Here is a 26,849-nt window from a genome sequence, read left to right as displayed (position 1 = left end):
CGGCGGCCTGGCCGCGCTGGGTGCTCTGCCGGTGGCGCTGCTGGTGATCGGCATCGGTGCGTCGCTGGGTGGCCCGACGGGGTACGCGATCAACCCGGCCCGTGACCTCGGCCCGCGCATCGCGCACGCCCTGCTGCCGATCAAGGGCAAGGGCACGTCGGACTGGTCGTACTCCTGGGTTCCCGTCGTGGGCCCGATCATCGGCGGCGTCCTCGCGGGGCTTCTCGCCATCCCGCTGCTCCCCATCCTCACCTAGCACCCAGCGGGCCGGTCCACGATGACGTGACCGGCCCGCTGTTCTTCTCCCGGAGCCCGACCGGCACCGGGAGACATCAGACAGTCGTCACAAAACGAAGGAGTTGCCATGACCGACTACATCATCGCCATCGACCAGGGAACCACGAGCACGAGGGCGATCGTGTTCGACCATTCGGGCTCGATCGTCTCGACCGGACAGTTGGAGCACGACCAGATCTTCCCGAAGGCGGGCTGGGTCGAGCACGACCCGAAGCAGATCTGGGACAACACGCGCGAGGTCATCGGCCAGGCGTTGTCCAAGGCCAACATCACCCGCCACAACGTCAAGGCCGTCGGCATCACCAACCAGCGCGAGACCGCGGTGGTGTGGGACAAGAACACCGGCGAACCCGTGTACAACGCCATCGTGTGGCAGGACACGCGCACCCAGGCGATCGTCGACCGGTTCTCGGCCGACGGCGGAGCGGAGCGATTCAAGGACATCGTGGGCCTGCCCCTGTCCACGTACTTCGCCGGCACCAAGATCGTCTGGATCCTGGAGAACGTCGAGGGTGCGCGCGAGCGGGCCGAGGCCGGCGACCTGATCTTCGGAACCACCGACTCGTGGGTGCTGTGGAACCTCACCGGTGGTGTCGACGGGGGCGTTCACGCCACCGACGTCACCAACGCATCCCGAACCCTGTTCATGGACCTCGAGACGCTGGAATGGCGCGACGACATCCTCGAGGTGTTCGGAGTGCCGAAGTCGATGCTGCCCGAGATCAAGTCCTCCTCCGAGGTCTACGGCACCGTGCACACCTCGTCGCTGCTGCGCGAGGTGCCCGTGGCCGGCATTCTCGGCGACCAGCAGGCTGCCACGTTCGGTCAGGCCGCGTTCGACGCCGGCGAGGCCAAGAACACCTACGGCACGGGTAACTTCCTGATCTTCAACACCGGCACCGAGATCGTGAAGTCCAAGAACGGGCTGCTCACGACCCTCGGCTACAAGCTCGGCGACGAGGCACCGCACTACGCGCTCGAGGGTTCGATCGCGGTCACCGGCTCGCTCGTGCAGTGGCTGCGCGACAACCTGGGGCTGATCTCGTCGGCGCCGGAGATCGAGACGCTCGCCAAGACGGTCGACGACAACGGCGGCGCCTACTTCGTGCCCGCGTTCTCCGGCCTGTTCGCGCCCTACTGGCGGTCGGATGCGCGCGGTGCGCTGGTTGGTCTGACCCGCTACGTGAACAAGGGCCACATCGCCCGCGCGGCACTGGAGGCCACGGCCTTCCAGACGAAGGAGGTGCTGGATGCGGTGAACGCCGATTCCGGCGTGCCCCTGACCGAGCTCAAGGTCGACGGCGGCATGATCGCCAACAACCTGCTGATGCAGTTCCAGGCCGACATCCTGGACGTGCCCGTGGTGCGGCCCGTCGTGGCCGAGACCACCGCGCTGGGTGCCGCCTACGCGGCCGGCCTCGCGGTGGGCTTCTGGGCGAACCTCGACGAGCTGCGCGCCAACTGGCAGGAGGACTCCCGCTGGGAGCCGAAGATGGACGACGCCGAGCGCGACCGCCTCTACCGCAACTGGAAGAAAGCCGTCACGAAGACCCTCGACTGGGTCGATTCCGACGTGAGCTGACCCGCGCTGGGCACCTTCTCTCGGGTAGCCTTCGCCGAATTGCGCCAAATCGCCCTCTCCGGATCCCGGAGGGGGCGATTTGGCGCAACTGGGCGACGTGAAGGCGAGGGCGGCCCTCAGGCGTCAGGCGCGGGTGGCGGCGACCCAGGCCTCGAGCTTGCGGGTCGCCGCCCCCGTGTCCACGGCGTCGGCCGCGATGGCCATCTTCTCGGCCAGGCGTTCGACCATGCCGCGGTCGACCTCCGACGGGTCGGACGCCAGTTCGAACGCCACCAGGCCGGCAGCCGCGTTCAGCAGCACCATGTCTCGAACCGGGCCCGTCTCGCCGGCGAGGGTACGGCGGACGACCTCGGCGTTGTGCTCGGCGTCTCCCCCGCGCAGGTCGTCGATGGAGGCCGTGCGGATGCCGAGATCGCGCGGGTTCAGGTCGTGCTCCTTCACCGAGCCCCGCGACACCTCCCAGATGTGGCTGTGCCCGGTGGTGGTGAGCTCGTCGAGACCGTCGTCGCCCCGGAACACGAGCGCCGTGGCCCCACGGGTCTGGAAGACCCCGGTGATCAACGGCACACGGTCGAGGTGGGCGACGCCCACGGCGGAGGCCTCGGCCCGAGCGGGGTTGCACAGCGGGCCGAGGAAGTTGAACACGGTGGGCACGCCGAGCTGCGACCGCACGGCACCGGCGTTCTTGAAACCCGGGTGGAACTTCGCGGCGAAGGCGAATGAGATGCCGGTCTCGAGCAGCACCTCGGCCACCCGCTCCGGCTCGAGCTCGAGGTCGACGCCGAGGGCGCGCAGCACGTCCGACGAGCCCGACAGCGAGCTCGCGGCCTTGTTGCCGTGCTTGATCACCGGAACACCGGCGGCGGCGGCCACGATCGACGCCATGGTCGACACGTTCACCGTGCCGTAGCTGTCTCCGCCGGTACCCACGATGTCGAGGGCGAAGGGGTCGACGTCCAGCGGCAACGCGTGATCGAGGATGGCGTCGCGGAAGCCCACGATCTCGTCGACGGTCTCGCCCTTGGCTCTCAGCGCCACCAGGAAACCTGCCAGCTGCGCCTCAGTCACCTCTCCTAGCATGATCCTGTTCATCGACCAGGTGGCCTCGGCGATCGAGAGATCGCGTCCGGTCAAGAGGTGGGTGATCATCGCGGGCCAGGTGAGCGTTTCAGCCATGGGAGCGATCCTACGGGCCGCGGTCGACGGGACACGCCGGTGATGTGGCCGGAAGGCGGCCGGATGGTGCGCCGAATGCAAACCCGTGCCCCGATATCGGACATAATGGACTCTGTGACGAGCAGCTCATTGACCCATTCTCAGAGTGCCCCCGTGGTGCAGCGCCCCAATACCGTGGCGGTGGGCACGATCGTGTGGCTCGGCAGCGAGGTCATGTTCTTCGCAGGCCTCTTCGCCATCTACTTCACTCTGCGCTCCACGAACCCGGGCGCCTGGGCCGAGCAGGCCGGCGTGCTGAACGTGCCCTTCGCGGCCGTGAACACGATCATCCTGGTCATCTCGTCGTTCTGGTGCCAGTTCGCCGTCTGGGCCGCCGAGCGCGGCCAGGTCAAGCGCACCAGCTGGGCCCCGAAAGACTGGGGCCTCACCGAGTGGCTCTTCCTCACCTACGCCTTCGGCGCGGTGTTCGTCAGCGGCCAGGTGCTCGAGTACGCCACGCTCGTCTCCGAGGGCATCACCATCGACGGCAACGCCTACGGTTCGGCCTTCTACCTCACCACCGGTTTCCACGCCCTCCACGTCACCGGCGGCCTCATCGCGATGCTGCTGATGCTCGGGCGCGTGTTCGCCGTCAAGAACTTCGGTCACAAGGAGGCGACGAGCATCATCGTCGTCTCGTACTACTGGCACTTCGTCGACGTGGTCTGGATCGGCCTCTTCTTCGTCATCTACGTGCTGAAGTAGCGAACAGCACCGATGGACCCACGTCATACCCGAAAGAGAGTTGAGAGCATGGCCCGCACGAGCAGGAAAGCGAACAGACGCCACCCGTTGGCGACTGTGCTGCTGATTGCGATCGGCCTAGTCGTCACGGGCGGTGGATACGCCGCGTTCAGCAGCACGACGGCCGCCACCGCCGAGACCGACATGTCGAGCCAGCAGGTCATCGACGAGGGCGAGAAGCTCTTTGCCTCGAACTGCGCCACCTGCCACGGAATGAGCCTGCAGGGCACCGACGAGGGCCCCAGCCTCATCGGTGTCGGCGCGGCATCCGTCAACTTCCAGGTGGGCACGGGCCGCATGCCCCTCGCCATGCAGGGCCCCCAGGCCATGCAGAAGCCGGTGCAGTTCACGGATGAGCAGACGGCCGCGATGGCCGCCTACGTCGCCTCCATCTCGCCCGGCCCGGCCATCCCGGATGCCAGCCTGCTGCAGGCCGACGGAGACGCCGCCAACGGTGGAGAGCTGTTCCGCATCAACTGCGCCATGTGCCACAACGTGGCCGGCGCCGGCGGTGCCCTCACGGAGGGCAAGTACGCCCCCGAACTCACCGGGGTGCTCGCCACGCACATCTACGAGGCCATGCTCACCGGCCCGCAGAACATGCCCGTCTTCAACGACGACAACCTCACCCCCGAAGACAAGCGCGACATCATCACGTACCTGAAGTACGTGGAGAACAACCCGTCTCCGGGCGGGTTCGAGCTCGGAAACCTCGGGCCGGTCGCGGAGGGCCTGTTCGCCTGGATCTTCGGACTCGGCGCGATCATCGGCCTGATGGTCTGGCTGACGGCGAAGTCGAACTGATCAGCCCGACGCATGAACACAGCACTCAACAGCACGCTCGAAAGGGAACACAATGGCACATGACGAGGTGAGCGGCACAGACTCAGCCGCCTCCGGTTCGTCGGCCGTCGAGACGAGTCATCGCACATCGGCAGGCACCGCGGTCATTGGTTCCGACGTGCAGAACCCGGGTGAGCCGCCGCATCGCGCGCGGGTCACCGACATCGACCCCAAGAAGGCCAAGCACGCCGACCGCACGGTGTACACGCTCTTCTACCTGTCGATCGCGGGCAGCATCTTCGCCCTCGCGGCCTACATGGCGTTCCCCATCGAAGACGGTGACCCCACCGCCATCCGCCTGAACAACCTGTTCATCGGTGTCGGCTCGGCCCTCGCGCTCTTCGGCATCGGCCTTGCGGCCGTGCACTGGGGCAAGGCGCTGATGTTCGACAAGGAGGGCATCGACATCCGTCATGCCGTCCGAGGCAGCGACGACACCCGGGCCCGCGCCGTCGAGATCTTCGACCAGGCCGACCAGGAGTCGGGCTTCGGGCGTCGGACGCTCATCCGGAACAGCCTGATCGGTGCGCTGATCGCCTTCCCGCTGCCGGGTCTCGTTCTCTTCCGTGGCCTCGGCCCGCAGGACCAGGACCCGGTGGAGCTGCTCAGCCACACCATGTGGAAGAAGGGCTCGCGCCTCACGCTCGACCCGAGCGGCATCCCCGTGAAGGCCTCCGACGTCACCATCGGGTCGGTGTTCCACATCATCCCCGAGGGGCTGAACGACACCGAGGACCGGCTGGAGCAGAAGGCCAAGGCAGCAGTGCTGCTGATGCGCCTCGACCCCGCCGACCTCAACATCAGCCCCGGCCGCGAGAACTGGTCGTACGACGGCATCGTCGCGTACTCCAAGATCTGCACCCACGTCGGCTGCCCCGTCGCGCTGTACGAGCAGCAGACCCACCACCTGCTCTGCCCGTGCCACCAGTCGACCTTCGACGTGGTGAACGAGGCCAAGGTCATCTTCGGCCCGGCCAAGCGCCCCCTGCCCCAGCTGCCGATCGAGGTCGACTCCGAGGGCTACCTGGTCGCGCAGAGCGACTTCCACGAGCCCGTCGGCCCTAGTTTCTGGGAGCGTTCATGACCAGCACGATCGAACGACCGGAGACCTCAGAGAAGGCTCCGGCCAAGGGCGGCGGCTTCACCGGCGCCGCGGCGAACTACCTCGACGAGCGCACGAGCATCTCGGCGGTGGTGAAGGAGTTCGGTCGCAAGATCTTCCCCGACCACTGGTCGTTCATGCTCGGTGAGGTGGCGCTGTACAGCTTCGTCGTCATCATCCTGTCGGGCACGTTCCTGACGTTCTTCTTCCAGGCCTCCATGGTCGAGACGCACTACGACGGCGCCTTCGTGCCGCTCAAGGGCGTCGAGATGTCGGCGGCGATGGATTCGGCCCTGCACATCTCGTTCGACGTGCGCGGTGGCCTCCTGGTGCGCCAGATCCACCACTGGGCCGCTCTGCTGTTCATCGCCTCCATCGGCCTGCACATGCTGCGTGTGTTCTTCACGGGTGCGTTCCGCAAGCCGCGCGAGCTCAACTGGGTGATCGGCTTCCTGCTGTTCGTGCTGGCCATGGCCGAGGGCTTCACCGGCTACTCGCTCCCCGACGACCTGCTCTCGGGCAACGGCCTCCGCATCATCGACGGTCTGATCAAGGGCATCCCGGTGATCGGCACCTGGACTTCGTTCCTGCTGTTCGGCGGCGAGTTCCCGGGCACCGCGATCGTGGGCCGGCTGTACACGCTGCACATCCTGCTGCTGCCCGCCGTCCTGGTCGCATTCCTGGCCCTGCACCTGGTGTTCGTGGTCGTGCACAAGCACACCCAGTTCGCCGGCCCCGGCCGCACCGAGAAGAACGTGATCGGCTACCCGATCCTCCCCGTGTACGCGGCGAAGGCCGGTGGCTTCTTCTTCCTGGTGTTCGGTGTCATCGCGCTGATGGCCTCGTTCTTCACGATCAACCCGATCTGGAACTACGGGCCCTACGACCCCTCCCCCGTGTCGGCCGGTACCCAGCCCGACTGGTACATCGGCTTCGCCGACGGCGCCCTGCGACTGATTCCGCCGGGCTGGGAGTTCGTGTGGCTGAACCACACCTGGTCGATCAACATCCTCGTGCCGGTGATCGCACTCGTCGGGCTGCTCGCCCTCGTGGCCATCTACCCGTTCGTCGAGGGCTGGGTCACGGGCGACAAGCGCGAGCACCACATCCTCGACCGTCCGCGCAACGCCCCCACGCGCACCGCCATCGGCGCAGCCGGTGTCACGTTCTACGCGGCACTGTGGGCGGCGGCCTCGTCCGACCTCATGGCCACGCACTTCCAGCTGTCGATCGAGGGCGTCATCCACGTCGTCCAGGCCTGGGCCGTGCTTGGTCCGTTCATCGCGTACTTCATCACCAAGCGGGTCTGCATCGGCCTGATGAAGAAGGACCGCGAGATCGTGCTGCACGGCTACGAGTCGGGCCGGATCGTGCGCCTCCCCGGTGGCGAGTACATCGAGGTGCACGAGCAGCTCGACGACTACGAGCGCTGGAAGCTGGTGGACTACGAGTCCTACGAGCCGATCATGCTGCGGCCGAACTCGAACGGCAAGATCACGCCGGTCATGCGCGTGCGCTCGGCGATGTCGAACTGGTTCTTCGAAGACCGCATCGCTCCGGCGTCGCGCGAGGAGCTCTCGCACGGTCACGGTCACGCCGACGCCCTGGGCAGCGGCACCACCGTCAAGGGTGAGCTCGAAGACCCGACCGGCGGCAACACGCACCACTAACGACTGCCTCGCACTCGACCCCGAAGCGCCCGTCCCCTCCAAGGGGCGGGCGCTTCGTCGTGAGTAGAGACTGCTCATAACACCGACTACGCCTCGTCGGTGAGGCTGATGGGATGACTCGTCCCCCCGTTGCTGCGCATCGCTCGGCTTTCGCGGCCATCGCCGTCGGCCTCGTCCTCCTCACCGTCGGGGCCGCTACGCCGGCTTCCGCCGCGCCCTTTCCCATCCCACCGAGGTGTCCTCCGGCAACGGCTCACGCCGGTGTGCAGTACCTGAATACGCGCGCATTCGATCCAGCTTCCGGTCGAGGGTCCACCACCGTCGTGGCAGGCTCCCTCCCCGCCGGAGTCACCCTGTTCGATGACGGCGTGGCGACCGAGTACCGGGGGGCTCCGACGTCTGCCGGCGAATCCGTCTTCACCCTCCTCTATCTCGATCCAGCGACTGGCGACAGCTCGTCGGCGACCTGCACCGTCTCGGTGAAGAACGACGTGGCGCTCGACCCGACTCTGGCCGTGTCGAGAATTGCGGCGGCCGACCGCTACAGCGAGTCTGTCGCCATCTCGAAGGTCGTGGCGCCTGGGACGGCCCCCTTGGTCTACCTGGCCAGCGGGGAAGTCTTCGCGGATGCCTTGAGCGGGGGAAGCATCGCCGCACAACGAGGTGCTCCCATTCTGCTGACGACCAAGGGCGCGGTAACAGAGGTCGTCCTGGCTGAGCTGTCTCGTCTGTCGCCGAAGAACATCGTGGTCCTCGGCGGCGAAGCGTCCGTCTCACCCGCGGTGATCGCACAGCTGGGCGGCCTGACCCCGGCTCCGACCGTCACGCGAATCGGTGGGGCCGACCGCTACGAGGTGTCGCGAAACCTCATCGGCAACGCGGCATTCGGCACGACAAAGAGCTCCACGGTGCTTCTCGCCACGGGATCGACCTTCGCTGACGCTCTGAGCGCCTCACCGGCTGCGGCGAAGATTCCCGGCCCGGTGCTGCTCGTCGACGGGTCACAACCCTCCCTCTCTGCGGCGGAGGCCGCGCTCATCTCCACGCTCAAGCCGGACGTCATCGGGTTGCTGGGTGGTACGGCTTCGATCTCCGAGGCGATGGAATCCAGCCTTCGGACATCCGGGCAGGACGCCGTTCGGGTGTTCGGCGAGAATCGATTCTTCGTCTCTTCGCATATCGCTGCGATTGCATTCCAAACGGGATCGACCGACACCGTCTATCTCGCGACCGGAGCCAGTTTCCCCGATGCTCTCGCGGGAGCGCCATTGGCTGTCGCCTCCAAGTCGCCGATTCTGCTGACCACCCGTGACTGCATCCCCGTCGACGCAGCCCACCGCATCAACACGCTCGGGGCGACGAAAGTCGTGCTCCTCGGCGGGCCAGCCAGCGTCGGACCTGAGGTCGCCGCACTGCGCGTCTGCGCGCCCTGAGACCTGTCGAACGATCGCAAGGCTTGGGAACGCTGGGAAGGGGCGATGCAATGACCACTGAGGAATACCGAGAGACGCAACGGAGCGGGCGCCGGCGCGGTATCGCCGCTGTGGCGGGCATCGCTCTTCTCCTCACAATCCCCATCGGGATCACCGGCGCTGACAGTGCCGGCGCCGCGGTGAGTGGAATCGGCGCGACGGAGCCACCGGAGGAACCCACCTGCCCCCCGCGTATCGGCACGGAGGGGTTGCCGGAACACTTCGGCATCGAGACAGTGGGCGGCGACGGCGTGCGTGCCTCGGTCGTTGGTGGCTCGCTCCCTCCGGGCATGACGCTGATCGACGAGGCAAATTATCGGTTCTACCACGGCATACCGACCGAACCAGGCTCGTACGGTTTTCGACTTCAGCTGTCATGGGTGTTCGACGACGACGGGCCCGGTTCGTTCGCCGACTGCCTGGTCGAGGTGAAGCCAGCCCCGGTCATCCACCGACTGGATGCAGCAGACCGGTACGAAGAAGCGACCCTGATCGCGCAAGAGGTCGCGCCTGGTGGGGCACCGCTCGTCTACCTGGCGAGCGGCGAGGGTTTCGCCGACGCGCTGAGCGCCGCGTCCATCGCCGGTGCACGGAAGGCTCCCCTGCTGCTCTCGACGGCGTCCTCGCTGCCGGACTCGGTGCGGGATGAGCTGGTACGGCTCGGGCCGGCCGATGTCGTGCTCGTCGGCGGAGAGAACAGTCTCCAACCGGATCTCGTCACCGCCCTGGAGAGTCTGCCGTCGGCTCCCCGGGTGCATCGTGTGGGCGGGGACGACCGATTCGCGGTGTCGGCGAACCTGATCCTGCACCCGCAGTTCGGCCTGCCTCCTACGACATCGGGTCAGATCTATCTGGCCGACGGCACGAAGTTCCCGGATGCGCTGAGCGCCACCCCCACCGCCGTCATGAACGGCGTGCCCGTTCTCCTCATCGACGGCCGGATGTCGCGGCTCGCGCCCGAGGCTCGCGAGGTGATCGCCGCGCTCGGCAGCGACGAGCTGAAGATGATGGGCGGCGACGCCACGATCAGCGCCGACCTCGCAGCCGACCTCGAACGTCGGTACGGCGCGATCCGGCGCTTCGGCGGCGCCGACCGCTACGACGTCTCACGCCGAATCAATCAGTCCACGTTCAGTTGGGCACTCCCCCGGTCCAACGTCTATCTCGCCAACGGTGAGTCCTTCCCCGACGCCCTCACCGGAGGCGCGCTGGCCGGCATCACCGAGGAGCCTCTGTTCCTCGTCCCGGGCCGCTGCATCCCCTACCGTGTGGCCGAACACATCGGCCGCCTGGGCCCGAGCACGATCACGCTCTTCGGCGGCCGCGCCAGCCTCACCGACGACGTCGCCGCCCTCACCGTCTGTCCCTGACCCACCCAGAGCCCTCGACCGCATACGCGTCGAGTCACCCACACACCGAAGGAATGACCCATGAACACCTCTCGAACACCACTGACTCGGCGGAGGACTCCTCTCGTCGCCTCGATCGCCCTTGCCGCGATCGCCCTGACCTCCGCGCTGGCTGCACCGCTGTCGGCCTCGGCGTCTCCGACGGATTCATCACCGTTTGGCCCAGGAATCATGATGTGCCCGCCGCAGATCTCGAAGATCGGCGTTCCGATCTCCTGGCAGATGCTCGACGGTGAGAGCGGCTCGGGCTACGGCGCATCGATCACCTCCGGCGCGCTTCCGGACGGGCTGTCCCTCAAACAAGACGGGGGATCCACCCCCCGCATCGTGGGAACACCCACCACAGTCGGGAGTTACACGTTCCACGTCCACTTCCAGAACAATGTGGGACACACCGGTGACAAGACCTGCGTCGCCGACATCGTTCCCGCCACCTCGATCGTGGAGCGCATCAACGGAGACGACCGCTACGACGTGGCCGCGAACGTCGCCTGGAAGATCGCTCCGACCACGACTCCCCTGCTCTACGTGGCTAGTGGCGAGAACTTCGCCGACGCCCTGAGTGCCTCGGCCATCGCGGCCCAGCACAATGCTCCGCTCGTCCTCTCGACGTCGGAAGGCCTGCCGAACTACGCTCACAACGTCGCCGAAGGCTTCAAGGCGGCGAACATCGTCGTGGTGGGGGGCGAGAAGTCGCTCGCGCAAGAGGTCATCGACGAGCTGAAGGGCTTCGACAGCAACCCGACCGTCACCCGCATCGGCGGCGCCGACCGCTTCGAAGTGTCGCGCAACCTCATCAGCCACCCCACGTTCGGCGCGGCGGCCTCGACGTCGATCTTCGTGGCCAGCGGCCTCAAGTTCCCGGATGCCCTGAGCGCCAGCCCGGCAGCCGCGAAGGCGACCATTCCTGTGCTGCTCGTGAACGGAGAGGCGACCACACTCAACACCGACGAGAAGGCGCTGCTCACCGCTCGTGGCGTCACCCGAGCGACCGTTCTCGGCGGAGAAGACACCCTGTCGGCAGGCGTGGCGGCGGACATCAAGGTTCTGACCGGTTCCGTCACACGGATCGACGGTGACGACCGCTTCGCCGTGTCGGCCAATGTGACGGCGGCCAACTACACCGGGCCGATCGACACCGTGTACTTCGCCACGGGAGTGAACTATCCCGACGCCCTCGCCGGTGGTGTGCTCGCGGGAATCACCAAGTCGCCGATCCTGCTCGTTCGAAAGTCCTGCGTCACCGCCGAGGTGGCCGCCCAGGTGCGGGCACTCGCACCGAAGCACATCGTGCTCCTGGGTGGGCCGAACAGCCTCGACGCGAACCTGGAGAACCTGCCGCTCTGCAGCTGACCGACCGCGATACGGCGAAGGCCCGCTCCCCGGAGGGAGCGGGCCTTCGTGGCGTCAGGGCCGGGTCAGCGGGCGAAGTAGCCGCGGTAGTACTCGTAGGTCCAGCCGACCACTGCGACCAGCACCAGAGCTCCCGCGATGAAGCAGATCCAGAAGCCGACCGCGAGGCCGAGCATCAGCAGGGCGCCGCCACCAGCGAGGATGATGGGCCACCAGCTCCAGGGGCTGTAGAAGCCGATCTCGGGGTCGCCGTCGTCGATGTTGGCGTCGAGGCGGTCTTCGGGAAGCTCGGCACCCTGCGCCTTGTGCACACGGCTGAGGTAGAAGGCCAGGAACGCCGACAGGATGGCCGTGAGGCTGATGGCGACCGTGCCGACCCACTCGATCTGGCCGTCGTACCAGATCAGCGACCAGACGGTGTAGGTCGTGGCGGCCAGGATCATGAAGACCGTCAGGATCCAGAAGAGGTTGGTGTTGGCTCTCATGGGTCTACTTCACCTTGTCGCTAGCGATGTCGTGGGTGGGAGCATCCGGAGCGTCTTTCGCCGGGCCCACACCGACCGGGATGCCGGCCTCGGGGTGGTTCAGGTCGAACGCCGGGGACTCCGAGCGGATGCGCGGGATCGACGTGAAGTTGTGACGCGGCGGCGGGCACGACGTGGCCCACTCGAGCGAGCGGCCGTAGCCCCACGGGTCGTTCACCGTCACCTTGGGTGCCTTGCGGGCCGTGATGTACACGTTCAAGAAGAACGGGATCATCGAGGCCGCGAGGATGAACGATCCGATCGTGGAGAGCTGGTTCATCCAGGCGAAGCCGTCCTCGGGCTGATAGGTGGCATACCGTCGCGGCATTCCCATCACACCCAACCAGTGCTGGATGAGGAACGTCGTGTGGAAGCCGATGAACAGCAGCCAGAAGTGCCAGTGCCCGAGGCGCTCGTTGAGCATCTTGCCCGTCCACTTGGGCCACCAGAAGTAGAAGCCCGAGAACATGGCGAACACCACGGTACCGAACACCACGTAGTGGAAGTGAGCCACCACGAAGTAGGTGTCGGAGACGTGGAAGTCCAGCGGCGGCGACGCGAGGATGACGCCGGTCAGACCACCGAAGGTGAAGGTGATCAAGAAGCCGATGGCCCAGACCATGGGCGTCTCGAAGGTGACCGAACCGCGCCACATCGTGCCGACCCAGTTGAAGATCTTCACGCCCGTGGGTACGGCGATGAGCATCGTCATGAGCGCGAAGAACGGCAGCAGCACCGAACCGGTGACGTACATGTGGTGTGCCCACACCGTCACCGACAGAGCGGCGATCGAGATCGTGGCGTAGATGAGCGTCTTGTAGCCGAAGATCGGCTTACGGCTGAACACCGGGAAGACCTCGGAGACGATGCCGAAGAACGGCAGCGCGATGATGTAGACCTCCGGATGGCCGAAGAACCAGAACAGGTGCTGCCAGAGGAGCACACCGCCGTTCGCCGCATCGTAGATGTGCGCACCGAACACGCGGTCGGCGCCGAGCGCGAAGAGCGCGGCGGCGAGGACCGGGAAGGCCATCAGCACGAGGATCGAGGTGACCAGGATGTTCCAGGTGAAGATCGGCATCCGGAACATCGTCATGCCGGGGGCACGCATCGTGATGATGGTGGTGATGAAGTTCACGCCACCGAGGATGGTGCCGAAGCCGGAGAGCCCGAGCCCGAAGACCCAGAGGTTACCGCCGTCTCCTGGGGTGAATGTGGTCGACGACAGTGGCGCGTAGGCGAACCATCCGAACGATGCCGCACCCTGGGGGGTGAGGAAGCCCGAGACGGCGATCAGCGAACCGAACAGGAAGAGCCAGAAGGCGAAAGCGTTCAGGCGAGGGAACGCGACATCCGGAGCACCGATCTGCAGCGGCATGATCACGTTGGCGAAGCCCGCGAACAGCGGCGTCGCGAACATGAGCAGCATGATCGTGCCGTGCATGGTGAAGAGCTGGTTGTACTGGTCTTTCGTCTGCAGCAGCTCGAGGCCGGGCTCGAAGAGCTGGGCACGGATGACCAGGGCCATCACGCCGCCGAGGCAGAAGAAGATGAACGACGCGATCAGGTACATGTACCCGATGGTCTTGTGGTCGGTGGAGGTGATCCACTTGACCAGGATGTTGCCCTTACGGCCGACCGTCTTCGAGGGGGTCGGAGTGGGAGCCGGGAGAGCTGCGCCGCCCGCGGGCGCAACGTCGACGGTTGCGGTCATGGTCGCGTTCCTACTCTTCTTCGTGCGCGGGCTCGCCGATGCCCGGGAGGTTCTGGTTTCGGTCGTACTCGTGACCGAGCTGACCCTCGTTGCCGGCGGCACGGAGGGATTCGATGTAGTCGTCGTATTCCTGCTGCGAGACGACCTTGACGTTGAAGAGCATCATCGAGTGGTACTCGCCGCACAGCTCGGCGCACTTGCCGGTGTACGTGCCCTCCTTCTCGGGGGTGACGTACATGTAGTTCGTCTTGCCGGGCAGCATGTCCTTCTTGTAGAGGAAGTCGATGACCCAGAAGGAGTGGATGACGTCGCGCGACTCGAGCTGGATCTCGATCTGCTTGCCCACGGGCAGGTAGAGCGTGGGGATCTCGGACTCGACCAGGTTGCCGTTGGGGTCGTCAGGGTCGTCCTGACCCTGCACACCGGCGTAGTAGACATCGTCGTTGGTGTAGTTGAAGTCCCACGCCCACTGCTTGCCGAACACCTGGATGGTGTAATCGGGCTTCTCGTAGGCCTGCTCGATGGCGCTCTGGTCGCGAGCGGTGAAGGCGAAGAAGCCCAGCACCAGGATGAGCGGCACGACCGTGTAGAAGATCTCGATCGGCATGTTGTAGCGCAGCTGCACCGGCAGACCGGTCTGGCCCTTGCGGCGCCGGTACACGATGATCGCCCAGATCGTGAGGCTCCAGGTGATGACACCCACCACGAGGAGCACGATCCACGACGTGACCCAGAGGCCGATGACGCGATCGACGTTGTTCGTGGTGCCGGGCTCGGTGGGAAGCCAGCCTTGAAGCTGGTCCTGCGTGCACCCGGCGAGTACAACGGACATGAGCGCCGCGATTGGGATCGCAGCCCATCGGAGACGTCGGTTAGAGCGCACCAGAGACCTTTCGGGAAGCTACACCATCAGTGTATTTGACCTTCTCCTAGCCTACTGTGTCGATTTACCGGTCGATGCCACAGGCCACCCGGAGGTGGACGTGTCAGGTCACGGTTCGGGCGCGAAAAAGGGGCCGTTCCGGCGTGGAACGGCCCCTTTTGGGGTGAATCGGATCAGGGCTGCGATCGCGACCCCGCGAGACTCAGTGGAACGAGTCTCCGCAGGCGCAGCTGCCGGAGGCGTTCGGGTTGTCGATGGTGAAGCCCTGCTTCTGGATGGTGTCTTCGAAGTCGATGGTGGCACCTTCGAGGTAGGGCACGCTCATCTTGTCGACGATGACCTCGACGCCGTCGAAGTCGACGGCCGCGTCTCCGTCGAGCATGCGCTCGTCGAAGTAGAGCTGGTAGATCAGACCCGAGCATCCGCCCGGCTGCACGGCGACGCGCAGACGCAGGTCGTCGCGGCCTTCCTGCTCGAGCAGGTTCTTCACCTTGGTGGCCGCGGTGTCGGTGAGGCCCACCTGGTGCGCGGGCGCCTCGACGGCGGGCGTCAGGATCGTGTCGCTCATGTGTGCTCCTTGTCGATCGGAAATATGACGGAAGTCTAACTCCGCCAACGGTGTGACCCGCTCAGGAATTCCCGGAGTCGTTCATGCGCAGCAGAAGCAGTGCCTCGGCGGTGATGGCCCGCTTGAACACACCGAGGTGCAGAGACTCGTTCGGGCTGTGCGCGCGGGTGTTCGGGTCTTCGACGCCGGTGACCAGGATCTGGGCCTCGGGGAACACCCGCACCAGATCGGAGATGAACGGGATCGACCCGCCGATCCCCGCCTCGACGGGCTCGGCACCCCACGCGTCGCGCATCGCGGCCTTCGCCGCGGTGACGGCCCAGCCCGACGTGTCGACGAGGAACGGGCTGCCGGTGTCGACGTCGTCGATCTCGACGTGGGCGCCGAACGGGGTATGCGAGCGGATGTGCCGCTCGATCGCGTGGTACGCCTCCGTCGCATCCTGCCCGGGTGCGATGCGCGAGCTCACGCGCACCGAGACGCTCGGGATGAGCGTGTTGGAGGCGTTGGCCACCGAGGGGGCGTCGATGCCGGTGACCGTGACGGTGGGCTTCGCCCACAGCCTCGACAGGATCGACCCGGTGCCGATGGGCTGCACGCCCTCGAGCAGGCCGGCGTCGTCGCGCAGGGACTCTTCGGTGTACTCCGGGCCCTCGATCTTGCGGCCCGTGAGACCTTCGACCGCGACCGAACCCGACTCGTCGTGGAACGACGCGAGCAGGCGGATGGCGGCGACCATCGCATCCGGAGCGGCGCCGCCGAACATACCGGAGTGCGAGGCGTGAGCCAGGGTGGACACCGTGAGCCGGAAGGTGACGTTGCCGCGCAGGCTCACCGTGAGTGACGGGGTGTTCACATCCCAGTTGTCGGAGTCGGCCACGACGATGACGTCGGCGGCCAGCTTGTCGCGATGCGTCTCGAGGAAGTTGGCGAACGAACGGGAGCCGAACTCCTCCTCTCCCTCGATGAAGAGCACCAGGCCGAGGTCGAAATCGGGGCCGGCGACCTCGGCGAGGGCGCGGATCGACGACAGGTGCGACTCCACGCCCGCCTTGTCGTCGGCGGCACCGCGCCCGTAGAGGCGGTCGCCGCGCACGGTGGGCTCGAACGGGGCCGACTCCCACTGGTCGTCGCGCCCGGGGGGCTGCACGTCGTGGTGGGCGTAGAGCAGCACCGTGGGGCGGCTGTTCTTGGCGGCCCGGGTGGCGAGCACCGCCGGCTGGCCGAGCTCACCCGTCTCGGTGGCGGCCTGCAGGATCTCGACGCTCTCGAACACCCCGGTGGCCTGGGCGAGCTCGGCGACCGCTTCGGCGCTGGCCCGCACGTGGGCGGGGTCGAATGCCGACCACGACACCGACGGGATGCGCACGAGTGCGCTCAGCTCGGCGATGCTGGCGGGCAGGGCCGACTGCACCGACTCGACGAGTAGCGCCTCCCGCTCCGTGAGGGTGCCCGCGACGGGCCCGGTGGCTGTGGGCGGATTCTGCGGGAACGAGGAGTCTGGAGCGTCTGTCATGAAGGTAATCTTAAGAGAACGACGAACGAGGACACCGTGGCTAAGAGAAGCAGTGCAGCAGAACCCGTGATCGAGGCTCCTGTGGAGGAGCAGATCGGAGCGGGCAAGGGCCACGCGACGCCCACCCGCAAGGAGCGCGAAGCGGCGAACAAGCGCCCCCTCGTTCCGAACGACCGCAAAGAGGCCAACCGCGCCGCCCGCAGTCAGCAGCAGCTCGCGCGGGAGCGCGCCCGGATCGGCATGGCGAACGGCGACGAGAAGTACCTGCCGCTGCGCGACAAGGGCCCGCAGCGTCGCTACGTGCGCGACTACATCGACGCCCGGTTCAACCTGGGCGAGTTCATCATCCCGGCGATGTTCGTCGTCATCCTGCTAACGCTGGTGCCGGCGCCCGAGGTCCAGGCCGGTGTGATGCTCGGTCTCTACGCCTTCGTGCTCGTGGTGGTGGGCGACTCCATCTTCATGAACTTCCGGCTGATGAAGAAGGTGCGCGACAAGTTCGGCGCCGACAACGCCGAGCGTGGGCTGCGCTGGTACGCCACGATGCGGGCACTGCAGTTCCGGCGCCTGCGCCTTCCGAAGCCGCAGGTCAAGCGCGGCGAGTTCCCGAAGTAGCTGCGCTCCCCCGGCAGGGTGGTGCGTCAGGCGCGGGCGAGGCCGCGATTGATCTGGCGGGCCCAGAGGGGGCCGCGGTACAGGAACGCCGTGTAGCCCTGCACGAGGGTGGCGCCGGCGTCGAGCCGCTCGCGCACGTCGGCCGCGGTCTCGACACCCCCGACCGAGATGACGCAGAGCGCAGCCGGCACCGCGCTCCGGATGAGCCGCAGCACCTCGAGCGAGCGCGCCGCGAGAGGAGCACCCGAGAGGCCGCCCGCCCCCGCCGCCTCCACCACGTGAGCCGGGGTACGGAGCCCCGAACGCGCGATCGTCGTGTTCGTGGCGATGATGCCGTCGAGACCGAGCTCGACGGCGAGGGCCGAGATGCGAAGGATCTCGTCATCCGTGAGATCGGGGGCGATCTTGACCAGGAGGGGCGTGCGCCCCGCCTCGCCCTTGACCGCCGAGAGAAGAGGTCGCAGCTTGTCGAGCTCCTGCAGACCGCGCAGGCCCGGGGTGTTCGGCGAGCTGACGTTCACCACCAGGTAGTCGGCCATCGGCGCGAGGGCGCGGGTGCTCTCGAGGTAGTCGTCGACCGCGTCGTCGACGTCGACCACCCGGCTCTTGCCGATGTTCACGCCGATCACAGGTCGGAGATGCTTCGTGGAGCGCACCCGGGCCAGCCGCAGTGACGCGGCCGCGGCCCCGTGGTTGTTGAACCCCATGCGGTTCACGACCGCACGGTCGGCCACCAGCCGGAACAGCCGGGGCCGCGGGTTGCCCTCCTGGGGGCGAGAGGTGATGGTGCCCACCTCGACGTGGCCGAAACCGAGGGCGCCCAGACCCCGGATGCCTCGCGCGTCTTTGTCGAAACCCGCCGCGACTCCGAACGGGGTGGCGAAGCGCAGGCCCAACGCCGACACCGAGATGTCGGCCGTCGGGCGGGTGAAGCGGGCGACGAGCCGATCCAGTCGCAGCGTCGGGATGGCCTCGATGACCGTGAAGGCCAGATGGTGCGCCGTCTCCGGGTCGAGCTTGGCCAGGACGTGCCGGAACAGGAACGGGTACATCACTCGGCCGGGCGGGTGCCGCCGCGCGGTTCGCTTGCGGCCTCGGCCTGCTCGTGCTCGACGCGCAGCAGGGTGATGGCCGCCTCGAAGTCGTCGAGCGAGTCGAAGCCCTGGTACACGCTGGCGAAGCGCAGATAGGCCACCTCGTCGAGCTCGCGCAGCGGCTGCAGGATGGCGAGACCGATGTCGTTCGCCTCGATCTGCGCGGCGCCGCTGAGACGGACGGTCTCCTCGACCCGCTGGGCCAGCACGGCCAGATCGCTGTCGGTGACCGGGCGGCCCTGGCAGGCCTTGCGCACTCCCGACACGATCTTCTCGCGGCTGAACGGCTCCACCACTCCCGAGCGCTTGATCACGTTCAGCGACGCGGTCTCGGTGGTGCTGAAACGGCGACCGCAGTCGGGGCACTGACGGCGCCGGCGGATGGCCAGACCGTCGTCGGTGGTGCGGGAGTCGACGACGCGTGAGTCGGGGTAGCGGCAGTAAGGGCAGTACATGGCCCCTCTAGATTAGCGGCGCGTGCAGACCCTCGGGCACGACGGCGAAGCGAGCGGTGACCGCCTCGCCGTGGGCCGGGAGGTTCTCGGCCTCGGAGAGGGCCACGATGCGGGTCGCGACCTCGGAGAGGGCGGGGCGGTCGTAGCGGATGATCTGCTGGGGGCGCAGGAAGGTGTACGCACCGAGTCCCGAGGAGAAGCGCGACTGACCTCCCGTGGGCAGGACGTGGTTCGACCCGGCCAGATAGTCGCCCAGACTCACCGGGGAGTAGGCGCCTACGAAGATGGCGCCGGCGTTGGTGAGCAGGGCGAGCGTCGCCTCCGCATCCGTCGTCTGCACTTCGAGGTGCTCGGGACCGTAGGCGTTGCTGAAGGATGCGGCCAGCTCGATCGAGTCGACCAGCACGATCGCCGACTGCGGGCCGTCGAGCGCCACGGCGACCCGCTGGGCGTGCTTCGTGGCCGCGGCGACGGAGCCCAGCTCGGCGAGCACGGCCTCGGCCAGGGCGGGCGAGTCGGTGACGAGCACGGCTGCCGCGAGCTCGTCGTGCTCGGCCTGGCTCACCAGGTCGGCGGCGACGAACGACGGCTCGGCCGAGGAGTCGGCCACGATCAGGATCTCGGTGGGACCGGCCTCGGAGTCGATGCCGACCACGCCGCGCACCACGCGCTTGGCCGCGGCGACGTAGACGTTGCCCGGGCCGGTGATGACCTGCACGGGGTCGAGCCCGATCTCGTCGACGCCGTGGGCCAGGGCGCCGATCGCGCCCGCTCCCCCGATGGCGTACACCTCGGTGACGCCGAGAAGCCCCGCTGCGGCGAGGATGGTGGGGTGCACGCGGCCGCCGAACTCGCGCTGCGGCGGTGACGCGATGGCGATCGAGCCGACGCCGGCGAGCTGGGCCGGCACGGTGTTCATCACGACGCTGGAGGGGTAGACGGCCTTGCCGCCCGGCACGTAGAGGCCCACGCGGTCGACGGGCTGCCAGCGCTGCTCGACGAAGGCGCCGTCGGCGAGCTCGGTGGTGCGCGCATCCGGGATCTGGGCGGCGGTGGCCTGACGCACGCGGATGATCGCCTCGTCGAGCGCCTCGCGGACGGCAGGCTCGAGCGCTGCGACCGCTTCGTCGATGTGCTCCTGGGGCACGCGCACGTGCTCGGGTTCCACGCCGTCGAAGCGACGGGCCTGGTCGCGCAGGGCCACGAGGCCGTCGCGGCGCACGTCGTCGACGAGGGCGGCGGCGGCTTCGTGCGCGACGGAGACGTCGGTGTCGGCGCGTGGGACGAGCTGCACGAACTCGGATCGGGTGGGGGTCTGGCCGCGGAGGTCAATCGTTCGGATCATGGCACTGCCAGCCTACCGACCGGGGGCCGGCGTCGGGGCGGGCGGTCAGGCGGCCGCGAGGAGGGCCGCGGCGTAACGGCGGGGGTCGTTGCGGGTGGCCTCCGTGACCAGCAGGGTCGACGGGCTGAGCCGTCTGGTGAAGTCGCCGCGGCACGGGATGAGCACGAACTCGGTGATGCCCGCCTGCCAGGCCACGATCAGGGCGTCGAGGGACTTCCGCTCGGGGGTGTCGTCGTAGGCCAGCGGCCGGCGGAGGTGCTGTGCCGTGCGCTGAGCCTCGCTCCACGCGTCGAACGACGACGTGAACGCCTCGTCGCCGAACCGGTCGCGCCAGGAGACACCGGTGAGCTCGGTCAGCAACCGGGCACGCTCCTCGGAGCCGAGCGACGTATCGGAGAGCCGACCGATGAGGCCGGGGTCGTGCGGCCGGCCCGCCTGCGCCAGGCACGCCGCCCAGAGATCGGGCCAGGCCCGCTGCCACTCCTCGGGGGCCGGCAGGCCCACCGGCTCGGGCGGATGCGCCAGCAGGGGCGGGAGGTCGTCGCCCTGCGGCTGCAGGCCCCAGGCCTCACGGATCCAGAGCAACTCGTGCAGCGCGCTCGGGGAGTCCTCGATCCTGAGCATCATGTCGTGCGGCCAGGGGTTGCCCGGCATCGGTTCTGAGGACCGCATCAGAACGGCGGCCGACCGTGCGCGCGCTCGAAGGCGCGGAACCACCGGGCCCGTGCCGAAGCGATCACGAGCAGCACCACGCCCGCCCCGCCGACCAGGACCAGCGCGCCGACGCCCACCACGACCGCGCCCACGGAGTCCTTGCCCACGGCGCTCACCCCGAACGCGACCCCGACGATCACGAGGAACGCGCCGAGCAGAGCCTCGCTCAACGGCCTCTTCAGCGTCATCCGGTAGCGGCCGGACGGCGGGTTGGTGCTCATCCACGGGAACGGCTCCGGCGGCACCGGGTTGCGGTCGGGTGCGCTCATGCGCTCGGCAGGGCCGAGAACGCGGCCAGGCGCTCGAGGAGCTCGGCGTCGCCGACCGCGTCGGAGCGGCCGTCGCCCGGGGCCTCGGCGTCGGCCAGGTCCCAGGTGCGCCCGCCGAAGGTGTCGACCTCGGAGCTCGGCCGCACGAAGAGGTGGTGCTTCTCGGAGCCGAGTACCTCCGTGCCGAAGTACGCGGTTCCGAGCGGATGCCGGGCCGCGTTGTCGTTCACCAGCCGCGCCAGGAACTGCGCATCCGTGTAGGCCGGCGATCTGACGACCATGGTCCAGGTGCTCATCGCCGCGGGCGACAGCAGCACCGACAGCTCGGGCGACTGCACGTACAGCGCCGCTTCGACGCTTCCCTCGTTCATCATGGCGATCTCCGTCCAGCGCACCGCCGTCTGGAGCACCACGATGAGCAGACGGATGCCGCCACGCGGTTCGAGCAGGTCGCCGGTGACCGTCAGCTCCCCCCGCGCAACCAGGCTCGAGGCGCCGAGGGCCGCAGTCTGGTCGGTGACGAAGCCGGGCTCGACCTGCAGGAACTTCTCGGCCTGGGCGCGCACCGGGCCCTCGGCGAGGGACAGCGCGTAGGCGATCTCACCCGCACCGTAGGTGGGCGCGTCGACGGACGATGCTGAGGGCTCGGCTGCGGCCCAGGTACGGGTGTCGGTCATCTGTGCTCCCTGATGGTTCGACGGCTGGATGATGGAACGAAGGCGATGGGGTCAGGCACACCGTGGCGCCGGTCGGTGGTCACCACGGCCACAGGTCTTCTGCCACGTCGGCGACGCCCTCGGCGAAGTCCTGGGCCCCCTCGGCGATGGCCTCGCCGGCGTCGCCGATGGCCTCGGCGGTGTTGTCGACGGCGTCGTGGAACACGGGCACGTTGTCGTAGAGGAGGCCGCCGAGCGCCATGCCGCCCGACACCGCCCCGAGCACCAGGTTCGCCGGGGGCGGCGTGAACAGGGCGACAGCGCCGATGGTGGTGGCCACCGTGTCGTAGCCGGCCCGCACGTAATCGCCCTTCTGGTAGCTGTTGTACGCCCCGGCATAGCCGAGCACGACCCCCGCGGGGCCGAGCACCTTGCCGGCCGTGCCGAGGAACTCCGCCGCCGAGCCCACGCGGCTCGCCAGGGCGCCGTCGCCCAGCACGTTGCTGAGGCCCTGGGTGAGCGAGCCCCAGTTGTTGCCGTTGAAGAAGTCGCTCGCGGTGTTGAAGCCTCCGGCGAAGGCTCGGAAGTCCAGAGCCGCGTCGAGCGACGAGAAGGCCCCGCCCAGGCGCAGCTGGAGGAGCGCGTCGACGCCGCCCACGATTCCGGCGGCGTTGAGGTAGTCGTTGATCGAGCCCACCACCGGGCTGTTCAGGATGTCGTCGAGCATCGATCCGTCGTCGCCCGCGTCACCGGAGCCCGAACCGTCCGTACCCGGGAACGGGCTGCCGCCCGGCCCGGAACCTCCGGGGCCGGAGCCCCCCGGCCCGGCCCCGCCATCGTCAGAACTGGCCTGCTCCTGCTCGTCGGCGTTCTTCACCAGAGCGGATGCCGCCGCGAGCAACGACTGGTTCGCGCTCGTCAGCGACGCCCGGTAGGTGCTGTTCCAGTCCTGTTTGAACAGGGCCGCATCCGGACCCGACCAGGCGCTCGCGCCGTTGATGGACGCGGTGAGCGTGCTCGCCATGCCCGACAGCTGCGTCGCCTTCTGGTCGAAATCCTTCGCCAGCGCGCGAAGCTGATCGGCATCGGCTCCCCAGAACCCACCCGTCATGTCGGCTGACCCTTCCCCTCGTACATCGGGCCCTTCGAACCCATCCGAAGTTTCGCACGTAATGTCCGCGCTCGCAGCCTGCGCCCATGGGGACAACTCCCCATTGCCCCCATGGTGCTACACCAGACAGTTCGGCCCGAGCAGCGACTTGAGCTCGCCGTAGAGGTCGGCGGTGACCCGCACCTGGTAGGGCACCTCGAACACCCGCACGTTGTCGTTCTTGATGAGCTTGAGCCGCACCTCGGTGTCGCCGGAGTGCCTGATCAGCACATCGTTGAGGGCCTGGACGGTGTCGGTCGTGGCCCTCATCTCGGCGAGCGAGATGTGCAGCGGACCCGATCCCCCGGCCTGCGTGAGGGCCGGCTGGAACAGGCTGAACGCGTGCAGGTTCATGCCGTCGTCGCGCAGCGACACCCGGCCCCGCACCACCACGATGGCGTCGTTCGTGAGGGCCGGGCCGAACTCCTGGTAGGTCTTGCCCATGAACATGGCGGTGATCTCGCCGGCGAAGTCCTCGACGGTGATCATGCCGTACTGGTTGCCCGAGTTCTTCGCCACGCGGTGCTGCACGCTGGTGATGAGTCCGGCCACCGTCACCTGATCGCCGTCGTTCACGTGCTCCGACTCGAGCAGATCCAGGATGCTCGTGGAGGCGTGCTTGGCCAGTTCCACCTCGAGGCCGGCCAACGGGTGGTCGGAGACGTAGAGCCCGAGCATGTCGCGCTCGAACGCCAGCTTGTCGCGTTTGGCCCACTCGGGGCGCACCGGGATGTCGTGGACCTCCTCCGGCGCATCCCAGAGGGAGTCGAAGTCGAAGCCCACCTGACCGTTGGCCTCGTTGCGCTTCTGCGACACCGCGTTGTCGATGAGCCCCTCGTGCACCTCGATCAGGGCACGCCGGGTGGAGCCGAGCGAGTCGAACGCCCCGGCTTTGATCAGCGACTCGATGGTGCGCTTGTTCGTGGCGCCCAAGGGGATCTTCTTCAGGAAGTCGCCGAAGGACGTGAAGGCGCCCTTCTCCTCACGGGCGGTCTTGATCAGCTCGACCACGTTCATCCCGACGTTGCGAACGGCTCCCATGCCGAAACGGATGTCGGTGTCGACGGCGGTGAAGAAGCCGATCGACTCGTTCACGTCGGGTGGGAGCACCTTGATGCCCATGCGGCGGCACTCGGAGAGGTAGAGCGCCATCTTGTCTTTGGAGTCGCCGACGCTCGTGAGCAGGGCAGCCATGTACTCGGCCGGGTAATGGGCCTTGAGGTAGGCGGTCCAGTAGGAGATGACGCCGTAGGCCGCCGAGTGCGCCTTGTTGAAGGCGTAGTCGGAGAACGGCAGCAGGATGTCCCACAGGGTCTTGACGGCGGCTTCGGAGTAGCCGTTGTCGTGCATGCCCTTCGAGAAGCCCTCGTACTGCTTGTCGAGCTCGGACTTCTTCTTCTTGCCCATCGCGCGGCGCAGCAGGTCGGCCTGGGCCAGGGTGAATCCGGCGAGCTTCTGCGCGATCGACATCACCTGCTCCTGGTAGACGATGAGGCCGTAGGTCTGCCCGAGCACCTCCTTGAGCGGCTCGGCGAGCTCGGGGTGGATGGGCGTGATCGGCTGGATGCCGTTCTTGCGAAGGGCGTAGTTGGTGTGCGAGTCGGCACCCATGGGGCCCGGCCGGTAGAGCGCCAGCACGGCCGAGATGTCTTCGAAGTTGTCGGGCTTCATCAGCCGGAGGAGGCCGCGCATCGGGCCGCCGTCGAGCTGGAAGACGCCGAGCGTGTCGCCGCGGGCGAGCAGGTCGTACGACGCCTTGTCGTCGAGGTCGAGGTCTTCGAGCACCAGGTCTTCGCCGCGGTTGGCCCGGATGTTGTCGAGCGCGTCGTCGATGATGGTGAGGTTGCGCAGCCCCAGGAAGTCCATCTTGATCAGACCGAGCGACTCGGCCGCCGGGTAGTCGAACTGCGTGACGATCTGGCCGTCCTGCTCCCGCTTCATGATCGGGATGATGTCGATCAACGGGTCGCTGGACATGATGACGCCGGCCGCGTGCACGCCCCACTGGCGTTTGAGGTTCTCGATGCCGAGGGCGGTGTCGAAGACCGTGCGGGCTTCCGGATCCATCTCGATGACGGTGCGGATGTCGACGGCCTCTTTGTATCGCGGGTGCGCCTTGTCGAAGATGCCCGAGAGCGGGATGTCCTTGCCCATGATGGGCGGCGGCATCGCCTTGGTGAGCTTCTCGCCCATGCTGAACGGGAAGCCGAGCACGCGCCCGGAGTCTTTCAGCGCCTGCTTGGCCTTGATGGTGCCGTAGGTGACGATCTGGGCCACGCGTTCGTCGCCGTACTTCTCGGTGACGTACTTGATGACCTCGCCGCGGCGCCGGTCGTCGAAGTCGACGTCGAAGTCGGGCATCGAGACGCGGTCGGGGTTGAGGAACCGCTCGAAGATGAGGCCGTGCACGAGCGGGTCGAGGTCGGTGATCTTCATGGCGTAGGCGGCCATCGAGCCGGCGCCCGAACCACGGCCGGGCCCCACCCGGATGCCGTTGCGCTTGGACCAGTTGATGAAGTCGGCCACCACGAGGAAGTAGCCCGGGAAGCCCATCTGCTGGATGACGCCCACCTCGTAGTCGGCGCGCTCGCGCACCTCCCGCGTGACGCCGTCCGGGTAGCGCTCCTTGAGCCCCGCCTCGACCTCCTTCTCGAACCAGGTGGCCTCGGTCTCACCCTCGGGCACCGGATAGCGCGGCATGTAGTTGGCGTTCGTGTCGAAGGCCACCTCGCAGCGCTCGGCGATGAGGAGCGTGTTGTCGCAGGCCTCCGGGTAGTCGCGGAAGAGCTGACGCATCTCCTGGGCGCTCTTGAGGTAGAACTCGTCGGCGTCGAACTTGAACCGGTTGGGATCGGAGAGGGTGGAGCCCGACTGCACGCAGAGCAGGGCGGCGTGGCTCGTGGCGTCGTGGGCGTGCGTGTAGTGCAGGTCGTTGGTGGCCACGAGCGGCAGCTGCAGCTCGTCGGCGAGGCGCAGCAGGTCGGTCATGATGCGGCGCTCGATGTCGAGCCCGTGATCCATGATCTCGCAGAAGAAGTTCTCTTTGCCGAAGATGTCGCGGAAGTCGGAGGCCGCCTGCACGGCCTCCTTGTACTGGCCGAGCCGGAGCCTCGTCTGGATCTCGCCACTCGGGCATCCGGTGGTGGCGATCAGGCCCTTGCCGTACTGGCTGAGCAGCTCGCGGTCCATCCGCGGCTTGAAGTAGTAGCCCTCGATCGACGCCTTGGAACTCAGGCGGAAGAGGTTGTGCATGCCCTCGGTGGTCTCCGACAGCAGCGTCATGTGCGTGTAGGCGCCCGCGCCCGACACGTCGTCTCCCCCGCCGTTGCCCCAGCGCACCCGTGTCTTGTCGCTCCGGTGGGTGCCAGGGGTGAGGTAGGCCTCGGTGCCGATGATGGGCTTGATGCCGGCCTCGGTGGCCGTCTTCCAGAAGTCGAAGGCGCCGAAGACATTGCCGTGGTCGGTGACGGCGACCGCGGGCATGCCCTGCTCTTTCGCGGCTTCGATCAGGGGTTTCACTCTCGCCGCGCCATCCAGCATCGAGTATTCGCTGTGGACGTGCAGGTGCACGAAGGAGTCGTTCGAGGGCACTGATTCTCCGGCTGGTCGGCGTGGGTTCCAAGTCTAAACGCCGGGTGCACGACGGCGCCCGCGTGTCG

General features: G+C 67.5%; 24 protein-coding genes. 10 read left to right on the top strand and 14 right to left on the bottom strand.

The window, feature by feature from the left end; all coding sequences use genetic code 11:
- Together ACEXOR_RS12080 and glpK are read left to right on the top strand one after the other, a co-directional pair.
- Window positions 1–256, top strand: a 256-nt coding sequence (locus tag ACEXOR_RS12080) for an aquaporin (RefSeq protein WP_374849893.1), incomplete at its 5' end; no start/stop codon positions are given.
- Between the two features lie 108 nt (window positions 257–364).
- Complete coding sequence (gene glpK, locus ACEXOR_RS12075; protein ID WP_374849892.1) at window positions 365–1,879, top strand: glycerol kinase GlpK; 1,515 nt, start codon at window positions 365–367, stop codon at window positions 1,877–1,879.
- A 123-nt stretch (window positions 1,880–2,002) separates the two neighbouring features.
- Here the strand turns inward: glpK and trpD are convergent, their stop codons facing one another.
- Window positions 2,003–3,055 carry an anthranilate phosphoribosyltransferase gene (gene trpD, locus ACEXOR_RS12070; protein ID WP_374849891.1) on the bottom strand — a complete coding sequence of 351 codons (1,053 nt, stop codon included), beginning with the start codon at window positions 3,053–3,055 and terminating at the stop codon, window positions 2,003–2,005.
- Window positions 3,056–3,160: 105 nt separating this feature from the next.
- Here trpD and ctaE point away from each other — a divergent pair, with 105 nt between their 5' ends.
- The 7 genes from ctaE (at window position 3,161) to ACEXOR_RS12035 (ending at window position 11,687) form a co-directional block, all read left to right on the top strand.
- Entirely contained in the window at window positions 3,161–3,799 is a 639-nt protein-coding gene (ctaE, locus tag ACEXOR_RS12065) for an aa3-type cytochrome oxidase subunit III (RefSeq protein ID WP_374849890.1), read from the top strand.
- Window positions 3,800–3,847: 48 nt separating this feature from the next.
- Entirely contained in the window at window positions 3,848–4,642 is a 795-nt protein-coding gene (qcrC, locus tag ACEXOR_RS12060; RefSeq protein WP_374849889.1) for a cytochrome bc1 complex diheme cytochrome c subunit, read from the top strand.
- A gap of 52 nt (window positions 4,643–4,694) precedes the next feature.
- The gene (gene qcrA, locus ACEXOR_RS12055) at window positions 4,695–5,765 is read left to right on the top strand and encodes a cytochrome bc1 complex Rieske iron-sulfur subunit (protein WP_374849888.1); all 1,071 of its coding nucleotides are present in this window, start codon (window positions 4,695–4,697) and stop codon (window positions 5,763–5,765) included.
- Entirely contained in the window at window positions 5,762–7,453 is a 1,692-nt protein-coding gene (gene qcrB, locus ACEXOR_RS12050; protein WP_374849887.1) for a cytochrome bc1 complex cytochrome b subunit, read from the top strand. The genes qcrA and qcrB overlap by 4 nt, the downstream gene beginning before the upstream one ends.
- A gap of 323 nt (window positions 7,454–7,776) precedes the next feature.
- Entirely contained in the window at window positions 7,777–8,886 is a 1,110-nt protein-coding gene (locus ACEXOR_RS12045; protein ID WP_374849886.1) for a cell wall-binding repeat-containing protein, read from the top strand.
- A gap of 23 nt (window positions 8,887–8,909) precedes the next feature.
- Window positions 8,910–10,295 (top strand): cell wall-binding repeat-containing protein, encoded by a 1,386-nt coding sequence (locus ACEXOR_RS12040; RefSeq protein WP_374849885.1) that lies wholly within the window; start codon window positions 8,910–8,912, stop codon window positions 10,293–10,295.
- 60 nt (window positions 10,296–10,355) lie between these two features.
- Entirely contained in the window at window positions 10,356–11,687 is a 1,332-nt protein-coding gene (locus ACEXOR_RS12035; RefSeq protein ID WP_374849884.1) for a cell wall-binding repeat-containing protein, read from the top strand.
- Window positions 11,688–11,752: 65 nt separating this feature from the next.
- Here ACEXOR_RS12035 and ACEXOR_RS12030 read toward each other — a convergent pair whose 3' ends face one another.
- The 5 genes from ACEXOR_RS12030 to ACEXOR_RS12010 form a co-directional block, all read right to left on the bottom strand.
- Window positions 11,753–12,172 carry a cytochrome c oxidase subunit 4 gene (locus ACEXOR_RS12030; RefSeq protein WP_374849883.1) on the bottom strand — a complete coding sequence of 140 codons (420 nt, stop codon included), beginning with the start codon at window positions 12,170–12,172 and terminating at the stop codon, window positions 11,753–11,755.
- Window positions 12,173–12,176: 4 nt separating this feature from the next.
- Complete coding sequence (ctaD, locus tag ACEXOR_RS12025; protein WP_374849881.1) at window positions 12,177–13,925, bottom strand: aa3-type cytochrome oxidase subunit I; 1,749 nt, start codon at window positions 13,923–13,925, stop codon at window positions 12,177–12,179.
- A gap of 10 nt (window positions 13,926–13,935) precedes the next feature.
- Window positions 13,936–14,808 (bottom strand): aa3-type cytochrome oxidase subunit II, encoded by an 873-nt coding sequence (gene ctaC / locus ACEXOR_RS12020; protein WP_374849880.1) that lies wholly within the window; start codon window positions 14,806–14,808, stop codon window positions 13,936–13,938.
- A 202-nt stretch (window positions 14,809–15,010) separates the two neighbouring features.
- Window positions 15,011–15,376: an iron-sulfur cluster insertion protein ErpA gene (gene erpA, locus ACEXOR_RS12015; RefSeq protein WP_374849879.1), complete on the bottom strand. Its 366-nt coding sequence runs from the start codon at window positions 15,374–15,376 to the stop codon at window positions 15,011–15,013.
- A gap of 61 nt (window positions 15,377–15,437) precedes the next feature.
- Entirely contained in the window at window positions 15,438–16,892 is a 1,455-nt protein-coding gene (locus tag ACEXOR_RS12010) for a dipeptidase (RefSeq protein ID WP_374849878.1), read from the bottom strand.
- A gap of 36 nt (window positions 16,893–16,928) precedes the next feature.
- Here ACEXOR_RS12010 and ACEXOR_RS12005 point away from each other — a divergent pair, with 36 nt between their 5' ends.
- The gene (locus tag ACEXOR_RS12005; protein ID WP_374849877.1) at window positions 16,929–17,507 is read left to right on the top strand and encodes a DUF3043 domain-containing protein; all 579 of its coding nucleotides are present in this window, start codon (window positions 16,929–16,931) and stop codon (window positions 17,505–17,507) included.
- A gap of 26 nt (window positions 17,508–17,533) precedes the next feature.
- Here ACEXOR_RS12005 and ACEXOR_RS12000 read toward each other — a convergent pair whose 3' ends face one another.
- The 8 genes from ACEXOR_RS12000 to dnaE form a co-directional block, all read right to left on the bottom strand.
- Window positions 17,534–18,559 (bottom strand): quinone-dependent dihydroorotate dehydrogenase, encoded by a 1,026-nt coding sequence (locus ACEXOR_RS12000; protein ID WP_374849903.1) that lies wholly within the window; start codon window positions 18,557–18,559, stop codon window positions 17,534–17,536.
- Window positions 18,559–19,056: a transcriptional regulator NrdR gene (nrdR, locus tag ACEXOR_RS11995; RefSeq protein WP_374849876.1), complete on the bottom strand. Its 498-nt coding sequence runs from the start codon at window positions 19,054–19,056 to the stop codon at window positions 18,559–18,561. The genes ACEXOR_RS12000 and nrdR overlap by 1 nt, the downstream gene beginning before the upstream one ends.
- Window positions 19,057–19,063: 7 nt before the next feature.
- Window positions 19,064–20,401, bottom strand: a complete 1,338-nt coding sequence (gene hisD, locus ACEXOR_RS11990) for a histidinol dehydrogenase (RefSeq protein ID WP_374849875.1) — start codon at window positions 20,399–20,401, stop codon at window positions 19,064–19,066.
- A gap of 45 nt (window positions 20,402–20,446) precedes the next feature.
- A complete protein-coding gene (locus ACEXOR_RS11985) occupies window positions 20,447–21,055 on the bottom strand; it encodes a hypothetical protein (protein WP_374849874.1) in 609 nt (202 codons plus the stop codon).
- Between the two features lie 17 nt (window positions 21,056–21,072).
- Entirely contained in the window at window positions 21,073–21,384 is a 312-nt protein-coding gene (locus tag ACEXOR_RS11980) for a hypothetical protein (protein ID WP_374849873.1), read from the bottom strand.
- Window positions 21,381–22,061, bottom strand: coding sequence for a hypothetical protein (locus tag ACEXOR_RS11975; RefSeq protein ID WP_374849872.1), 681 nt, complete (start codon window positions 22,059–22,061; stop codon window positions 21,381–21,383). The genes ACEXOR_RS11980 and ACEXOR_RS11975 overlap by 4 nt, the downstream gene beginning before the upstream one ends.
- A gap of 79 nt (window positions 22,062–22,140) precedes the next feature.
- Window positions 22,141–23,151, bottom strand: a complete 1,011-nt coding sequence (locus tag ACEXOR_RS11970) for a WXG100 family type VII secretion target (RefSeq protein WP_374849871.1) — start codon at window positions 23,149–23,151, stop codon at window positions 22,141–22,143.
- A gap of 117 nt (window positions 23,152–23,268) precedes the next feature.
- Window positions 23,269–26,730: a DNA polymerase III subunit alpha gene (dnaE, locus tag ACEXOR_RS11965; RefSeq protein WP_374849902.1), complete on the bottom strand. Its 3,462-nt coding sequence runs from the start codon at window positions 26,728–26,730 to the stop codon at window positions 23,269–23,271.
- Window positions 26,731–26,849: the final 119 nt, after the last annotated feature.

This window comes from Herbiconiux liangxiaofengii, from assembly GCF_041927335.1.
In the GTDB taxonomy this organism is placed as follows: Bacteria; Actinomycetota; Actinomycetes; order Actinomycetales; family Microbacteriaceae; genus Herbiconiux; species Herbiconiux liangxiaofengii.
Note: the sequence above shows the minus strand (reverse complement) of the source record. Positions and strands in the feature narration are given on the sequence as shown.

Coding starts and splice junctions, on each gene's coding strand:
- glpK (WP_374849892.1), top strand. CDS start 365: ATGACCGACTACATCATCGCCATCGACCAGGGAACCACGAGCACGAGG.
- trpD (WP_374849891.1), bottom strand. CDS start 3,055: ATGGCTGAAACGCTCACCTGGCCCGCGATGATCACCCACCTCTTGACC.
- ctaE (WP_374849890.1), top strand. CDS start 3,161: ATGGACTCTGTGACGAGCAGCTCATTGACCCATTCTCAGAGTGCCCCC.
- qcrC (WP_374849889.1), top strand. CDS start 3,848: ATGGCCCGCACGAGCAGGAAAGCGAACAGACGCCACCCGTTGGCGACT.
- qcrA (WP_374849888.1), top strand. CDS start 4,695: ATGGCACATGACGAGGTGAGCGGCACAGACTCAGCCGCCTCCGGTTCG.
- qcrB (WP_374849887.1), top strand. CDS start 5,762: ATGACCAGCACGATCGAACGACCGGAGACCTCAGAGAAGGCTCCGGCC.
- ACEXOR_RS12035 (WP_374849884.1), top strand. CDS start 10,356: ATGAACACCTCTCGAACACCACTGACTCGGCGGAGGACTCCTCTCGTC.
- ACEXOR_RS12030 (WP_374849883.1), bottom strand. CDS start 12,172: ATGAGAGCCAACACCAACCTCTTCTGGATCCTGACGGTCTTCATGATC.
- ctaD (WP_374849881.1), bottom strand. CDS start 13,925: ATGACCGCAACCGTCGACGTTGCGCCCGCGGGCGGCGCAGCTCTCCCG.
- erpA (WP_374849879.1), bottom strand. CDS start 15,376: ATGAGCGACACGATCCTGACGCCCGCCGTCGAGGCGCCCGCGCACCAG.
- ACEXOR_RS12010 (WP_374849878.1), bottom strand. CDS start 16,892: ATGACAGACGCTCCAGACTCCTCGTTCCCGCAGAATCCGCCCACAGCC.
- ACEXOR_RS12000 (WP_374849903.1), bottom strand. CDS start 18,559: ATGTACCCGTTCCTGTTCCGGCACGTCCTGGCCAAGCTCGACCCGGAG.
- nrdR (WP_374849876.1), bottom strand. CDS start 19,056: ATGTACTGCCCTTACTGCCGCTACCCCGACTCACGCGTCGTCGACTCC.
- hisD (WP_374849875.1), bottom strand. CDS start 20,401: ATGATCCGAACGATTGACCTCCGCGGCCAGACCCCCACCCGATCCGAG.
- ACEXOR_RS11985 (WP_374849874.1), bottom strand. CDS start 21,055: ATGCCGGGCAACCCCTGGCCGCACGACATGATGCTCAGGATCGAGGAC.
- ACEXOR_RS11980 (WP_374849873.1), bottom strand. CDS start 21,384: ATGAGCGCACCCGACCGCAACCCGGTGCCGCCGGAGCCGTTCCCGTGG.
- ACEXOR_RS11975 (WP_374849872.1), bottom strand. CDS start 22,061: ATGACCGACACCCGTACCTGGGCCGCAGCCGAGCCCTCAGCATCGTCC.
- ACEXOR_RS11970 (WP_374849871.1), bottom strand. CDS start 23,151: ATGACGGGTGGGTTCTGGGGAGCCGATGCCGATCAGCTTCGCGCGCTG.
- dnaE (WP_374849902.1), bottom strand. CDS start 26,730: ATGCTGGATGGCGCGGCGAGAGTGAAACCCCTGATCGAAGCCGCGAAA.